This is a genomic window from Rhodovulum viride, assembly GCF_003265965.1.
In the GTDB taxonomy this organism is placed as follows: Bacteria; Pseudomonadota; Alphaproteobacteria; order Rhodobacterales; family Rhodobacteraceae; genus Rhodovulum; species Rhodovulum kholense.
The window spans coordinates 101,729-115,581 of sequence record NZ_MUAV01000006.1; the positions used below are offsets into that span (position 1 = coordinate 101,729).

The window sequence follows — 13,853 nt, forward strand, 5'->3', positions numbered from 1 at the left end:
TGCACGACTCGGGAAGCGCGCGTAGGGATTTGTCTAGTTGTATAGGGAATCTGTAGAGGTCGGACAAGCCTGTGGATAACTCGGCAAGCAGTCGGATGACCGAACCGGAAACACGTCGCGAATGGATGGGGCTGTTGGCGCGCGCGCCTGCGGATACGCTGGAGCGCCTGTGGATAAGTCTGGGACCAGATCCCGAATACGCATGGCTTCGGCCCCCCGAAACCGGAGGGGTGATGGTGCGCGGCCGGATGGGGGGCACGGGCGCGCCCTTCAACCTCGGGGAGGTGACGGTTACCCGCTGTGCGTTGCGACTGCAAGAGGGGGGAACGGTCGGTCATGCCTGGGTGCAGGGGCGCGACAAGGTCAAGGCGCGCCGGGCCGCGCTGGCCGATGCGTTGATGCAGACCGGGCGCGCGGACGAGCTGCGCGCGCGGCTGCTGGACCCGCTGGCCGAAGAGATGGCGGCGGCCGAAACGGCGCGGGCGGCGCGGGCCGCCGCGACCCGGGTCGAGTTCTTCACCATGGTGCGCGGAGAGGATTGAGGTGATGGACGATCAGGCTCTGTCGGGCGGCTTTGCCGACACCCCGCGCGAGGCGGCGCTGGCGTTTCGCGCCGCGCTGACCGCGATGGCGCGGCCCGGGCGCATCGAGGCTGTCGCGGGGGCGCGGCCGCCCGCGCCGCTGTCGGTTGCCGCCGGCACGCTTTTGCTGGTGCTGGCCGATCCCGCGACCCCGGTGCATCTGGCCGGGCCGCTCGACCGGCCCGAAATCCGCGACTGGCTGCGGTTTCACACCGGGGCGCCGCTTTCGGACCGCGCGGGCGCCGTCTTCGCCGTCGGGCGCTGGGCCGATCTGTTGCCGCTCGATGCCTACAGCCTCGGGACGCCCGATTATCCCGACCGCTCGGCCACGCTGATCGTCGAGATGGACGCACTTGACGCGACGGGTGCGCGGCTGACCGGCCCCGGCATCGAGACCAGCCATGGGCTGTCGCTGCCCGAGATCGCGGCCTTCCGGGCCAATCGGGCGCGGTTTCCGCTGGGGCTCGATTTCTTCCTGACTGCGGGCGAGCGGCTGGCCGCGCTGCCCCGCAGCACGCATGTGGAGGCCGTCTGATGTATGTTGCCGTCAAGGGGGGCGAGCGGGCGATCGACGCGGCCCATGCCTGGCTGGCCGAGGAACGCCGGGGCGATCCCGCGATCCCGGAACTCGCCGTCGCCCAGATCCGCGAACAGATGACGCTGGCGGTCAACCGGGTGATGGCCGAGGGCTCGCTGTACGATCCCGATCTGGCCGCGCTGGCGATCAAGCAGGCGCGGGGCGATCTGATCGAGGCGATCTTCCTGATCCGGGCCTATCGCACCACCCTGCCGCGCCTGGGGGCGTCCGAACCGGTCGAGACCGGCGCGATGCGCTGTGACCGCCGGATCTCTGCCACCTTCAAGGACGTCCCCGGCGGGCAGGTGCTGGGGCCGACCTTTGACTATACCCACCGGCTGCTGGATTTCGCGCTGGCCGCCGAGGGCGAGGTGCCGGAGGCTGCCACCGCCGCCCCGGATGCGGCGCCCAAGCCCCGGATCACCGGGCTTCTGGACCGCGACGGGTTGATCGAGGCGGAACCGGCCTCGGACGAGACCCCGCCCGATCTGACCCGCGAACCGCTGGGCTTTCCGGCGGGCCGCGCGCTGCGGCTGCAGGCGCTGACCCGCAGCGACGAGGGCTTTGCGCTGGGCATGGCCTATTCGACCCAGCGCGGTTACGGGCGCAACCACCCCTTCGTGGGCGAGCTGCGCCTGGGCCGGGTGGGCGTCGAGGTCGAGATCCCCGAGCTGGGCTTTGCCGTCGAGATCGCCGAGATCGAGCTGACCGAATGCGAGACCGTGAACCAGTTCGCGGGCTCGAAGACCGAGCCGCCGCAATTCACCCGGGGCTATGGCCTGGTCTTCGGCCAGTCCGAGCGCAAGGCGATTTCCATGGCGCTGGTCGACCGGGCGCTGCGCTGGGAGGACCTGGGCGAGGATTTCACGGGCGCCCCGGCGCAGGATGCCGAATTCGTCATTTCGCATGGCGACAACATCCAGGCCTCGGGCTTTCTCGAACATATCAAGCTGCCGCATTACGTGGATTTCCAGTCCGAGCTGGAGCTGGTGCGGCGGATCCGGGCCGAAGCCGCAGCCAGCGCGGCCGAGCGGGAGGCGGCGGAATGACCGAAGCGGAAAGCCGGGCCGAGACCCCCGGGGCGGATTACAATTTCGCCTATCTCGACGAACAGACCAAGCGGATGATCCGGCGGGCGCTTTTGAAGGCGCTGGCGGTGCCGGGCTATCAGGTGCCCTTCGCCAGCCGCGAGATGCCGATGCCCTATGGCTGGGGCACCGGGGGCGTGCAGGTGTCTGCCGCGGTGCTGACGCCCGAGGATACGCTGAAGGTGATCGACCAGGGCGCGGACGACACCACCAACGCCGTCTCGATCCGCAAGTTCTTCCAGAAGACGGCGGGCATTGCCGTGACCGGGCATACCGGCGAGGCGACGGTGATCCAGACCCGTCACCGCATCCCCGAAGCGCCGCTGACCGAAGGGCAGATCCTTGTCTATCAGGTGCCGATCCCGGAACCCTTGCGGTTTCTGGAACCGCGCGAGACCGAGACCCGCAGGATGCATGCGCTGGAAGAGTACGGGCTGATGCATGTGAAGCTTTACGAGGACATCGCCCGCCATGGCGAGATCGCGACCGCCTATGCCTATCCGGTGAAGGTCGAGGGGCGCTATGTGATGGACCCCTCGCCGATCCCGAAATTCGACAACCCCAAGCTGAGGATGGCGGCGATCCAGCTGTTCGGCGCGGGGCGCGAGCAGCGGATCTATGCGCTGCCGCCCTATACCGAGGTGGTGAGCCTCGATTTCGAGGATCATCCCTTCGTGCCCGGCAAGGCCGAAGGGGCCTGCGCGCTGTGCGGGTCAGAGACAAGCTATCTGGACGAGGTGATCGTCGATGACCGGGGCGGGCGGATGTTCGTCTGTTCCGACACCGATTACTGCGCCGGGCGGCGGGCGGCCGGGCATGTGGGGGCCGAGGGCGGGGCCGCAGGGGAGGGCCGGGCATGAGGGCGGGCGCGGTGTGGGCCGAGGCGCCGGTGGACCCGCTTCTGTCGGTCAAAGGGCTGACCAAACGCTATGGCGGGCGTGTGGGCTGCGAGGATGTGAGCTTCGATCTTTATCCCGGCGAGGTGATGGGGATCGTCGGCGAAAGCGGATCGGGCAAGTCGACGCTTTTGAACTGTCTCGCGGGCCATCTGCGGCCCGATGCGGGCGAGGTGCTGTTCGATCTGGGCGAAGAGGGCCTGCGCGATACGCTGGCGCTGTCCGAGCCCGAGCGGCGGCGGCTTGCGCGCACCGACTGGGCCTTCGTGCATCAGAACCCGCGCGACGGGCTGAGGATGACGGTCTCGGCGGGCGGCAATGTCGGCGAGCGGCTGATGGCGGTCGGCGCGCGGAATTACGGGGCGATCCGGGCCTCGGCGCTGGACTGGCTTGGCCGGGTCGAGATCGCGGCCGACCGGATCGACGACCGGCCCGCGGCCTTTTCCGGCGGCATGCAGCAGCGGCTGCAGATCGCGCGCAATCTGGTGACGGGGCCGCGGCTGGTGTTCATGGACGAACCGACGGGCGGGCTCGATGTCAGCGTGCAGGCGCGGCTTCTGGATCTGCTGCGCGGGCTTGTGCGCGACATGGGGCTGTCGGCGGTGATCGTGACCCATGATCTGGCCGTCGTGCGGCTGCTGGCGCATCGGCTGATGGTGATGAAGGGCGGGCGGGTGGTCGAGACCGGGCTGACCGATCAGGTGCTGGACGATCCGCAGCATGGCTATACCCAGCTTCTGGTGAGTTCTGTGCTTCAGGTTTGAGGGGCTTCAGGTCTGAGGGCGCGCCCGTGGCGGGCGGCGGGGCAATGGGTATTTGGGCCAAGAAGAAGGACGAAGCGATGATCGAGCTTTCGGGCGTGGCCAAGAGTTTCACGCTGTATAATCAGGGGGGCGCGGCGATCCCGGTGATGGCGGGAGCGGCGCTGTCGGTGGCGCCCGGCGAGTGCGTGGCGCTGACCGGGGCCTCGGGCGCGGGCAAGTCGACCCTGATGCGGATGATCCATGGCAATTACCTGGCCGCCTCGGGGCGGATCGTCGTCGGCGGGCTCGATGTGGCGGCGGCCGAGCCGCGCGAGATCCTGGCGCTGCGGCGCCATGTGCTGGGCTATGTCAGCCAGTTCCTGCGGGTGGTGCCGCGGGTGCCGACGCTCGATGTCGTGGCCGAGCCCTTGCTGGCGGTGGGCGTGCCGGTCGAGGCCGCGCGCGACCGGGCGGCGGCCCTGCTGGCGCGGCTGAACATCCCGCGCCCGCTGTGGGATCTGAGCCCGACCACGTTCTCGGGCGGCGAACAGCAGCGGGTCAATATCGCGCGGGGCTTTGCCCATGATTATCCGGCGCTTCTGCTGGACGAGCCGACGGCGAGCCTCGATCCCGGCAACCGCGAGGTGGTGCTGGAGCTGATCGAGGCGGCCAAGGCGCGGGGCGCGGCGATCCTAGGGATCTTTCACGACGCGGAAGCGCGCGCGCGGGTCTGCGACCGCGAGGTCGATGTCTCGGCCTTTGCGGTGGCGCCATGAGCGGGATCGGGCCGGGGCGGCTGTTCGCGGTGGTGGGGCCGTCGGGGGCGGGCAAGGACACGCTGATGGCGGCGGCCTGGCTGCGCCGGCCCGATCTGCATCTGGTGCGCCGGGTGGTGACCCGGGCGCCCGGGGCCGGGGGCGAGGACTGCGATTGCGTCAGCGCGGCCGCGTTCGAGCGGATGCGCGCCGGGGGTGCCTTTGCGCTGTGGTGGCGCGCGCACGGGCTGAGCTATGGCATCCCGCGCAGCGTCGACGAGGCGCTTTGGGAGGGGGGGGACGTCATCTTCAACGGGTCGCGCGCGATGCTGGCCGAGGCGCGGGCACGGTTTCCCGATCTGACCGTGCTGCACGTGACGGCCCGGCCCGAGACGCTGGCGGCGCGGCTTGCCGGGCGCGGGCGCGAAAGCGCGGACGAGATCGCGGCGCGGCTGGGCCGCGCGGGCTATGCGCTGCCCGACGGGATCGCGGCGGTCCGCATCGACAATGACGGCGCGCTTGACGATGCCGTCGAGGCCTTTCTGGCCGCGCTTCAGCCCGACAGGCGATAGCGGTGCAGGTTGTGAAACTTCCCGTCCTCGGCCTCGCCGAAAAGACACAGGCTTCTGATCCGGATCGGCCGGTCGATCAGCGGGTCGAGCACCGGGCCCAGCACCATCCGCGTCGCGTCGGCCTCGGGCGGCTTCAGCGGGCCGGTCAGGGTCAGGTGAAAGCGGTATTCCTCCATCACGTAGGGATAGCCCCATTTTTCAAGGAGCTTCCTTTGCCGGGCGCTCAGCCGGTCGGGATTGCGGCGGGCGAGCTCTGCGGCGGTGGGTGGGGCGCGAAACCCGTCGAGCGCCTCGACCACGCTGCCCGCCAGCGCCGCCAGCGCCCGCGTGTCGCCGCGCGGGGTCAGGGCCAGGAAACCGCTCAGAAGCGACAGCCGCAGCCCCTCGATCAGCACCGGCCGCAGCTGGCCCGACAGCGCCACGGCCGAGGCATGCAAGAGCCCGATATCGCTGCCCTCGGCCAGCCGGAACGGCGCCTTGACGGTGGCGTGAAACCCGTATTTGCGCGGCACCTCGGTCAGGTCCTCGACCGGCCGCGGCAGCCCGCGCAGCCGGGGATGCGCCCGTGGTGCCCCGGCCTCGGCGTCCCAGCCGAGCCAGGCCTTGCCGAAATCGCCAAGCGCGCCCTCGTCGGGCGCATAGTAGATCGCGTAGCGCCGGTAGCCTTCCATTGCCCCCTCCGCACTGGGATGCCGCGCCGTTTCCCCCCTTGTCCTGCCCCAATCCTCCCCGCGCATCAAGAAGGAGGCGCCCATGTCCCCGGTTTCCGAGACCGTTCTTGCCAATGCCACGCTGGTTCTGCCCGATGAGACGCTGACCGGATCGGTCCGGGTCGCGGACGGGCGCATCGCCGGGATCGACCCCGGCGGGGCCGTGCCCGCGGGGGCCATCGATTGCGGCGGCGATCTGGTGATGCCGGGGCTGATCGAGCTGCATACCGACAATCTGGAGCGGCATATCCAGCCGCGCCCCTCGGTCGACTGGCCCCATGCCAGCGCCATCGTCGCCCATGATGCCGAACTGGCCGGGGTCGGCATCACCACGGTCTTCGATGCGATGCGGGTGGGGTCGATCCCGTCCGGCAAGGCGCGCTACCGGGCCTATGCGCGCGGACTGGCGAGCGAGATGCTGGATCTGAGGGCGCGGGGCGCGCTGAGGATCAGCCATTTCCTGCATCTGCGCGCCGAGGTCTGTTCCGAGACCCTGGCCGAGGAGATGGCCGAATTCGGTCCCGAGGACCGGGTCGGCATCGTCAGCCTGATGGACCACACCCCCGGCCAGCGGCAGTTCCGCGATCTGGACAAGCTGAAGGCCTATGTTATGGGCAAGAACAACTTTTCCGAAGCCGATTTCGAGGCCCATGTCGCGACGCTGAAGGCGTTGCGCGACCGTCATGGCGAGCGCCACGAAGAGGTCGCCGTGGCCGAGGCCCGGCGCTGCGGGGCGATCCTTGCCAGCCATGACGACACCACCGAGGCCCATGTCGCGGTCTCGGCCGGGCATGGCATCCGGCTGGCCGAGTTTCCGACCACGCTCGAGGCGGCGCGGGCCTGCCGGGCCAGCGGCATCGCGGTGATGATGGGCGCGCCGAACCTGATCCGGGGCGGGTCGCATTCGGGCAATGTGGCGGCGGCCGAGCTGGCCGGTCTGGGGCTTCTCGACATCCTGTCGTCGGATTACGTGCCCTCGGCCCTGCTGATGGCCGGGGTGATGCTGGGCGATCTCTGGGACGACATGGCGCGGGGCATCGCGACGGTGACCCGGGCGCCCGCCGATGCGGTGGGGCTGAGGGATCGCGGCCGGATCGCGCCCGGCGCGCGGGCCGATCTGATCCGGGTGGCGCGGATCGACGGCGTGCCGGTGGTGCGCGGCGCCTGGGTGCAGGGGGCGCGTGTCGCCTGAGGCTGCCGGTTGCGGGGGCGCGGCGCGCTGCAAGGCTTTGACCCGGCCCCCGGACTTTCCTATTTTCGGATCAGTAGCCATCGGTTTGCGTGTGAGGAGATCCACCATGCCCAAGACCCCCGTGACGCCCTCTGCCGCCGCCGCGCTCGAGGCGGCCTTGCGTGCCCAGGCCGAGGGCTGGGGGCTGATGGCCTGGGTGAGTGCCACCATGGTCGATCACGTCCGCCGCACCAGCAGCGAGATGGCGGCCTTTGCCCGCGACGAGGCCCGGCGCAACGCCGACGCGATGCAACGCCTGGCCGCCTGCCGCACGCCCGAAAGCCTGACCGACTGGCAGGGCGACTATCTGGGCGAGACGGTCGCAGTCTGCCGCGACGAGGCCGAGCGGCTGGCGCGGATGAACGCCGAGGTCTGCGACCAGACCCTGACCCGGATGACCTCCTGGCGCGACTGAGGCAGGCGCGTCCAGACGAGAGCCGGGCGGGCGACCGGCGGGGCCGCGCTCAGCCGCTTCGCGATGCCGCAAGGCCGATCCCGCTGGCCACGAAGATCCCGCCCGTCGTCTTGTGGATCCGCGTCACCGCGCGGCGCGACAGCTCCAGCCGCCGCAGCCAGGCGCCGAGACCGCCGTAGACGGTGGCAACGGCAAAGGCGCTGAGGCAGACCACCGCGACCATGCCCGCCAGTTGCCCGACGCCCGTGCCCTCCGGCGACAGGAATTGCGGGAAGAGCGCCGTGAAGAAGGCGATGGCCTTGGGGTTGCTCGCGGCCACGGTGAAGCCCCCGGCGAACAGCTTGCGCGCGGGCTCGGGGAGGTTGTGGGTTCTATCGGAGAGGCTGACGCGCCGGGCGGCGCTGCGCCAGAGCTGGATGCCGACATAGACCAGATAGGCCGCCCCGGCATATTTCAGCGTCAGGAACAGCGTTGCCGACCCGGTGAGGACCAGCCCCAGTCCGGCCGAGGCCGCGATGGCCTGACAGGCGGAGGCCGCGGCATTTCCGCTGGCCGTGATCGTGCTGCGCAGCCAGCCATGGCTTGCCCCATGCGAAAAGGCGATCAGGGTGCTCGGTCCCGGGATCATCGAGACGGCGATGACCGTGCCGGCAAAGAGGGCCCAATAGGTCAGGTCCATTTCCTGCGCTCCGCTGCGATAGGGTTACAGGAGCCTAGGCCGAGGCCCCTGGTTGGACGAAGCGGTTTTGCGCGGACCATTTGCCGCTCCGGCGCCGGTCTTTCGACAGGGCGGGCCTGCGGACTGTCCCGGCGGGTGTCAGGCCTTGTTGCGTCAAGCCGTTGCACGACCGCTCCTTTTCCCGTGTCGTAAAGGTTTTGTTTACCTTTGACGCTGCGTTGACGGCGGTCCGCGATCCTCGAGTCGTTGAGGGAAAACGGTCAGGGAGTCGAGGGAAGATGTTGCCGCTTCAAAGCCACGAATGCCCCGCGTTCGCCGCGCACCCCGCGCCCGAGGAGACAGGAACCGCCTGTCCGCCGAGCGCCACCATCGATGCGTTTTCCTATCCGGTCTGGCCCGAGGCCCCGCATGGCCCGTTCGGCTATCTTTTTCCCGACGCGGCCGAGGCGCGGGGCGGGGTGGCGGCGACTGCCGCGCTGCGCGATCTGGCCTCGGCGATGGCGGGCCGGGGGCCGGGCGGCGGGGACGATTCCGGCATGCCCGCGATCTATACCTATCTGGGTCAGGTCATCGCCCGGGAACTGGCCGCCGGGACCGACCCCGAGGGCGGGCTGTCGGGGCTTGACCTCGACTGCGTCGATCCGCTGCCGCGCCGCCGGGCGATGGCCGATCTCAGCAATGACAGAAGCGGCCGGTTGAACCTCGAGAGCCTCTATGGCGCCGAGGCGCGCGGGTGGCGGCGCGATCCTGCAGCCCCGGCCCGGCTCTGGTCGGGCGTGACCGGTCCGTCCGGGAGCATGGGGGAGGGGGTCCAGGTCGATCCGGCGCGGCGGAACCGCTGGCCGCAACCGGCCCTGGCCGAGCAGGACAAGGCCTATATCGGCGCTCCGCAGACCGATGCGGGCCTGGCGACGGCCGAGGTCCATCTGGTTCTGGCGCGGTTTCACAATGCGGTTGTCGCCCGGGCGCCGGGGATCGGCGGCCCCCGGGCCGAGGCGGGCGATGCCGCCTTCGACTTCGCCCGGGACGAGGTGCGCAAGCACTTCCAGTGGCTTGTGGTCAACGACTACCTGCGCCGGATCTGTTTGCCCGAGGTTCTGGACGCGGTCATGGCCGAAGAGGCGCCGGTCTATCGCGATCTGCTGCAGCGCTGTCCCGGCCTGCCCGAGGGGCGGCTGCCGCTGCCCTTCGAGTTCCAGGCCGCCGCCATCCGTCTGGGCGAGACCATGGCCCGGCCGAGCTATGACTGGTCGGCGCGCCAAGGCTTTGGCTGCGGAGCGGCATCCGTCGCCGGGCCGCCGGGATGGCGGCGGGCGTCGGGGCGGATGGATTTCTCGCGCCTGACCGATGAAAGCGGCACCCGTCCCGACCGCCATGCGCGCGGCATCAACACCCGGATCACGCCGGATCTGCTGTGCCTGCATGACGAGCCGCCGGGGCTGCACGGGCGGATGCGCCAGCTGGCCGAGCGCACGCTGCGCCGGGGGCTGCGGCTGAACCTGGCCTCGGGGCAGGACTGCCTGCGCGGGATGGCGCGGCTTGGAGTGCGGATCGCGCCGCTGAGCGCGGCCGAGCTGGCCGAGGGCCCCGGCGGCGGGGTCCTGGCGCGGGCCGGGATGCTCGAGGCGACGCCGCTTTGGTACTACATCCTGCGCGAGGCCGAAGCGCGGACCGGCGGGCGTCGTCTGGGCCCGCTGGGCAGCCGGATCGTGGCCGAGACCCTGGTGGGGCTTTGTGTCTGCGATCCCGACAGTTACTGGCACCATCTGGGGTCGGATCACGGCCGCTGGCATCCCCGCGACGGGGTCCGGCCGGCCGGCGAACCGGTCACGACGGTGGCAGCCTTGATCCGGGCGGCGGGCATGCGCGCCTGACGCCGGATGCCTGTGCCGAGATCCTCCCTCGCACCCTCGGCACAGGCCAGCCTTTCGGACGCTCCAAAGGGGGGAGCGGGCGAAAGGTGGCTCGCGTGCTCCGGCGGCGTCCTGTCGCCGGAGGCCGGAGGCGGGGGCGGATGCGCAGTGCCTGGGGGTTGGTGACGAGGTCCAATGTCAGGTTTTTCGTCCGACGGCACGACTTGCGCATCCCGCCTCCGGCCACCGGCGGCCCTGGCGTCCCCGCATTGCCAGACCGGCACCGGCCGGGCGGGCGGAGCGGGGCCGCCCGGGCGCCGCGGCCGGGTTTGGTCGCCCGTTGCGGCGCGGTCGGAGCACGCCTTTTCACGCCGGTCCCGCCGGGGACCGGCGCGCAAGCTCCGCGGGGGGCAGGGCCGGGAAACGGCGCCGGAAAATGGGGCTGTAAAACGGATCTGGGGGCAGGGGGCACCGCCCGCAGGCGGTCTTGCGCGATGCCGGTTCGCCATGGGCGGCGGTCGCGCAGGGTGGGGACCGCCCGCAGGCGGCGGGGCGCCCGGCAACGGGCGCCCCTTTTGCGATCTGGCCTTGCTGTAGCAACCGGCACGCCGTGCCGCAGGGTCTGGTTGCCCTGCGCGGCGTGGCCGGAGCACGCCTTTTCATATGGCGCCTCGTAGGTCCGGGACCGCCCGCAGGCGGCGGGGCGTCCGGCAACGGCGGCCCCTTTGCGATCAGGCCTTGCTGTAGCGATAGGGCCGTCCCGCCTTCTGCATGTCCTCGTTGTATTTCCTGAAGATGCTGACGATCTTCGCCTTGGTCTCGGATTCCTGCGCGATCTCGTCCCAGAAGGTCCGGGCGGCGGTCTCGACCTTGTCCCAGTCCTCGTCGGGGATCGAGGTCAGCTCCATCTTGGTGCCCTCGACGCGCAGCCGCGCCTCGCCGCCCCAGTACCACCATTGCCGGTAGTAGTGCGACTGGTCCATGCACACCCGCAGCAGTTCCTGCAGCCGTTCCGGTACCTCGTTCCAGCGGTCCATGTTGGCAAAGAAATGGCCGATCCAGGCGCCCGAGATGTTGTTGGTCAGGAAGTACTTGGCAGGCCCCGCCCAGCCCACGGTGTAATCCTCGGTGATGCCCGACCAGGCGACGCCGTCCAGCTCGCCGGTCTGCATCGCGACCTCGACATCCTCATAGGGCAGCGTCACCGGCACCACGCCGAACTGCGCGAGGAACCGGCCCGCCGTCGGGAAGGTGAAGACCCGCTTGCCCTTCAGATCGTCGAGCGACTTGATCGGGCTGATCGTGGCGAAGTTGCAGGGATCCCAGGACCCGGCCGAGATGTGCTTGACGCCGACCTTTTCATATTCGGCGCCCCAGATCTCGTTCAGGCCGTACTGGTTGAAGAGCACCGGCACATCGAGCGAATAGCGCGAGGCGAAGGGGAAATAGCCGCCGAAGACGGTGACCTCGGTCGGCGAGGCCATGGAATCGTCGTCGGACTGCACCGCGTCGATGGTGCCCTGCTGCATCGCGCGGAACAGCTCGCCCGTGGGCACCAGCTGGTCGGCGGTGTAAAGCTCGATCTCCATCTCGTCGCCGGCGATCTTGTTGAAGCTTTCGATGGCGGGGCGGATGACGTGATCGGCCAGCGCGACGCCGGCATAGGTCTGCATCCGCCAGCGGATCTTGGACTGGGCGAGCGCCGGGGCGGCCAGACCGGCTGCGGCGGCGCCGACCCCGGCAGTGGCCAGGAACTTGCGTCTTGTGGTCATCGTCTTCTCTCCTTGTTGGCAGAGGGCTTTTGCCCCCGGTTTTCCGGGCCCCGCGCACCGGGGCTCCGTTTTGAAAGGCCGTCTCTCTGGGGCCGTCTTCAGAGGCCATAGACCTGATGCGGCAGCCAGAGCGCGATCTGCGGAAAGGCCATGACGATGGCCAGCGCCAGGACCATCACCAGAACGAAGGGCACGATCGAGGCGTAGATGTCCTTCAGTCCGATCTCTTTCGGGGCCATCGCCTTCATCAGGAAGAGGTTATAGCCGAAGGGCGGGGTCATGTAGGCGATCTGGGTGGTGATGGTGTAAAGCACCCCGTACCAGATCAGGTCGAACCCCAGCGCCTTGACCAGCGGAATGTAAAGCGGCGCCACGATCACCAGCATCGCGGTGTCGTCGAGGAAGGTCCCCATCAGGATGAAGCTCAGCTGCATCAGGATCAGGATCATCCAGGGGTCGAGGCCCAGCTTTTCGGTGAAGAGGCTCTCGATGGCCTTGACGGCGCCCAGCCCGTCGAAGACCGCGCCGAAGGCCATGGCGGCGACGATGATCCACATGAACATGCAGGACACCGCCAGCGTCTGGCGCACCGAGGTCTCGAACACCGTGCGACTCATCCGCCCCTTCAGCACCGCCGCGACCAGCGCCGCCAGCGCGCCGATGGCCGAGCTTTCCACAAGCGAGGTCCAGCCGTTGACGAAGGGCACCATCATCGTGGCGAAGATCACCAGCGGCAGCACGCCCGCGCCCAACAGCCGGACCTTTTCGGCGAAGGCGATCCCGGCGCGTTCCTCGGGCGGCAGGACCGGGCCCAGCCCGGGCGAGATCCGGCAGCGCAGGTAGATATAGAGGATGAAGAGCCCGGCCATCAGCAGCCCTGGCAGGATACCCGCCAGCCAGAGCTGACCGACCGGCTGGCGCGCGATCATGGCATACAGCACCAGAACGACCGAGGGTGGCACCAGAATGCCCAGCGACGATCCCGCCTGGATCACGCCGGTGACCATCCGCTTGTCATAGCCGCGCCTCAGCAGTTCCGGCAGCGCGATGGTCGCGCCGATGGCCATGCCCGCGACCGACAGCCCGTTCATCGCCGAGATCAGCACCATCAGCCCGATGGTGCCGATGGCCAGCCCGCCCGGCACCGGCCCCATCCAGACATGGAACATCTTGTAAAGATCGTCGGCGATGCGGCTTTCGGACAGCACATAGCCCATGAAGATGAACATCGGCAGGGTCAGCAGCGGATACCATTTCATCAGCTTCATCGAGGCCGAGAACGGAATGACCGACCCGCCCGTCCCCCACAGGGCCAGCGCCGCCACCGCCGCCACCGCCCCGATGGCGCCGAAGACCCGTTGTCCGGTCATCAGCATCAGCATCATCGAGGCGAACATCAGGATTGCGATCATCTCGTAGGACATGGGCTAAAGCTCCTCGCCGCGGATATGGGCGATGTCCTTGAAGAGCTCGGAGACGGCCTGCAGGATCATCAGGAAGAGGCCGAGGCACATGACCGACTTGATCGGCCAGAGCACCGGGCGCCAGGCGGTCGGGCTGCGCTCGTTGTACTGGATCGCGTAGATCAGGCTGTCGATGCCGCCATAAAGCAGCACGCCCAGGAAGAAGATCAGGAAGAGCACGGTAAAGCTGTCGACCCAGGCCCGCGTCTGCACCGACCAGCGGCCGTAGAACAGGTCCATCCGCACGTTCGACCCCAGCTGGATCGAATAGGGCCCGCCCATGATGTAATAGGCGACCATCGCGAACTGGGCCATTTCCAGCGTCCAGAGCGAGGGCAGGAAGAAGGTCTTCGAGATCGAGGACCACAGCAGGATCCCCATCATCACGAAGATCCCGTACATCATCACCCGGCCGATGTGATAATTGACCCCGTCGACCGTGCGCACATAGCCGCGCATGAACCCGGTCATGGCGCCGCCTTTCGCGCGGGCGCGCCGATCCTTGTGGCAGTCATGCC

15 protein-coding genes are annotated in these 13,853 nt (G+C 69.3%); 10 read left to right on the forward strand and 5 right to left on the reverse strand.

The window, feature by feature from the left end; translation table 11 throughout:
* Nucleotides 1-95 precede the first annotated feature (95 nt).
* From phnG to phnN, 7 genes are all read left to right on the forward strand, one after another.
* Nucleotides 96-542 carry a phosphonate C-P lyase system protein PhnG gene (phnG, locus tag BYZ73_RS06795; RefSeq protein WP_112315373.1) on the forward strand — a complete coding sequence of 149 codons (447 nt, stop codon included), beginning with the start codon at nt 96-98 and terminating at the stop codon, nt 540-542.
* 4 nt (nt 543-546) lie between these two features.
* Nucleotides 547-1,116, forward strand: a complete 570-nt coding sequence (gene phnH, locus BYZ73_RS06800) for a phosphonate C-P lyase system protein PhnH (RefSeq protein WP_112315374.1) — start codon at nt 547-549, stop codon at nt 1,114-1,116.
* Nucleotides 1,116-2,207: a carbon-phosphorus lyase complex subunit gene (locus tag BYZ73_RS06805; protein ID WP_112315375.1), complete on the forward strand. Its 1,092-nt coding sequence runs from the start codon at nt 1,116-1,118 to the stop codon at nt 2,205-2,207. Before phnH ends, BYZ73_RS06805 begins: the two co-directional genes overlap by 1 nt.
* Nucleotides 2,204-3,106: an alpha-D-ribose 1-methylphosphonate 5-phosphate C-P-lyase PhnJ gene (locus BYZ73_RS06810; RefSeq protein WP_112315376.1), complete on the forward strand. Its 903-nt coding sequence runs from the start codon at nt 2,204-2,206 to the stop codon at nt 3,104-3,106. Before BYZ73_RS06805 ends, BYZ73_RS06810 begins: the two co-directional genes overlap by 4 nt.
* Before the next feature lie 29 nt (nt 3,107-3,135).
* Nucleotides 3,136-3,906 carry a phosphonate C-P lyase system protein PhnK gene (phnK, locus tag BYZ73_RS06815; protein ID WP_112315459.1) on the forward strand — a complete coding sequence of 257 codons (771 nt, stop codon included), beginning with the start codon at nt 3,136-3,138 and terminating at the stop codon, nt 3,904-3,906.
* A gap of 77 nt (nt 3,907-3,983) precedes the next feature.
* Nucleotides 3,984-4,661: a phosphonate C-P lyase system protein PhnL gene (gene phnL / locus BYZ73_RS06820; protein WP_112315377.1), complete on the forward strand. Its 678-nt coding sequence runs from the start codon at nt 3,984-3,986 to the stop codon at nt 4,659-4,661.
* The gene (phnN, locus tag BYZ73_RS06825) at nt 4,658-5,212 is read left to right on the forward strand and encodes a phosphonate metabolism protein/1,5-bisphosphokinase (PRPP-forming) PhnN (protein WP_112315378.1); all 555 of its coding nucleotides are present in this window, start codon (nt 4,658-4,660) and stop codon (nt 5,210-5,212) included. Before phnL ends, phnN begins: the two co-directional genes overlap by 4 nt.
* On the opposite strand, the gene BYZ73_RS06830 is transcribed toward phnN, so the two are convergent.
* The gene (locus BYZ73_RS06830) at nt 5,194-5,883 is read right to left on the reverse strand and encodes a DUF1045 domain-containing protein (RefSeq protein WP_112315379.1); all 690 of its coding nucleotides are present in this window, start codon (nt 5,881-5,883) and stop codon (nt 5,194-5,196) included. The genes phnN and BYZ73_RS06830 overlap by 19 nt on opposite strands.
* An 82-nt stretch (nt 5,884-5,965) precedes the next feature.
* Between BYZ73_RS06830 and BYZ73_RS06835 the strand changes: the two genes are divergently transcribed.
* Nucleotides 5,966-7,114, forward strand: a complete 1,149-nt coding sequence (locus BYZ73_RS06835; protein ID WP_112315380.1) for an alpha-D-ribose 1-methylphosphonate 5-triphosphate diphosphatase — start codon at nt 5,966-5,968, stop codon at nt 7,112-7,114.
* A gap of 106 nt (nt 7,115-7,220) precedes the next feature.
* Nucleotides 7,221-7,568, forward strand: a complete 348-nt coding sequence (locus tag BYZ73_RS06840) for a phasin family protein (RefSeq protein WP_108024797.1) — start codon at nt 7,221-7,223, stop codon at nt 7,566-7,568.
* Between the two features lie 49 nt (nt 7,569-7,617).
* Here the strand turns inward: BYZ73_RS06840 and BYZ73_RS06845 are convergent, their stop codons facing one another.
* Nucleotides 7,618-8,247, reverse strand: a complete 630-nt coding sequence (locus BYZ73_RS06845; RefSeq protein ID WP_112315381.1) for a LysE family translocator — start codon at nt 8,245-8,247, stop codon at nt 7,618-7,620.
* Between the two features lie 278 nt (nt 8,248-8,525).
* On the opposite strand from BYZ73_RS06845, the gene BYZ73_RS06850 reads away from it, so the two are divergent.
* Nucleotides 8,526-10,121, forward strand: coding sequence for a peroxidase family protein (locus BYZ73_RS06850; protein WP_112315382.1), 1,596 nt, complete (start codon nt 8,526-8,528; stop codon nt 10,119-10,121).
* 710 nt (nt 10,122-10,831) lie between these two features.
* Here the strand turns inward: BYZ73_RS06850 and BYZ73_RS06855 are convergent.
* The 3 genes from BYZ73_RS06855 to BYZ73_RS06865 all read right to left on the reverse strand — a co-directional run bounded on the left by BYZ73_RS06855 (nt 10,832) and on the right by BYZ73_RS06865 (nt 13,806).
* Nucleotides 10,832-11,872, reverse strand: coding sequence for a TRAP transporter substrate-binding protein (locus tag BYZ73_RS06855; RefSeq protein ID WP_112315383.1), 1,041 nt, complete (start codon nt 11,870-11,872; stop codon nt 10,832-10,834).
* A gap of 98 nt (nt 11,873-11,970) precedes the next feature.
* Nucleotides 11,971-13,296, reverse strand: a complete 1,326-nt coding sequence (locus BYZ73_RS06860; protein ID WP_112315384.1) for a TRAP transporter large permease — start codon at nt 13,294-13,296, stop codon at nt 11,971-11,973.
* A 3-nt stretch (nt 13,297-13,299) separates the two neighbouring features.
* Entirely contained in the window at nt 13,300-13,806 is a 507-nt protein-coding gene (locus tag BYZ73_RS06865) for a TRAP transporter small permease subunit (RefSeq protein WP_075785508.1), read from the reverse strand.
* Nucleotides 13,807-13,853: the final 47 nt, after the last annotated feature.